1 pseudogene is annotated in these 437 nt (G+C 64.8%); it reads left to right on the forward strand.

Annotation, left to right across the window (positions count from 1 at the left end):
* Window positions 1-437: pseudogene (locus KHB019_RS15085) on the forward strand (leucine zipper domain-containing protein); the annotation flags it as partial.

Below are 437 nucleotides of genomic sequence, written 5' to 3' on the forward strand. Positions count from 1 at the left end.
GGGGGCTGCGGGGATGATCGACAGGTCCAGCCGGCCGCGTTCGATGCCTACCAAGACGCCTCCTGAGCTGGTCAAACGGATCGTGAAAGCACGGTGGCGACGCAGGCTCGGCCCGGCACAGATCGCCGGAGAACTCGGCCTCCCGGCCTCGACTGTTCATGCGGTGCTGGTGCGCTGCCGTATCAACCGACTCAGTCGCATCGATCGGGTCACCGGCGAACCGATCCGCCGATATGAGCATCCCCATCCCGGGGCGATGATCCACGTCGACGTGACGAAGTTCGGCAACATCCCCGACGGCGGTGGCTGGCGGTTCGTCGGCAAGCAGCAAGGGGACAAGCACAAGGCAACGACGGCACTGCGCACGGGAAGAACCGGCAAAGGTCACCCGAACATCGGCACCGCATTCGTGCACACCGTCATCGATGACTACTCCC

The sequence above is a fragment of the Microbacterium sp. KHB019 genome (genome assembly GCF_037285405.1).
In the GTDB taxonomy this organism is placed as follows: domain Bacteria; phylum Actinomycetota; class Actinomycetes; order Actinomycetales; family Microbacteriaceae; genus Microbacterium.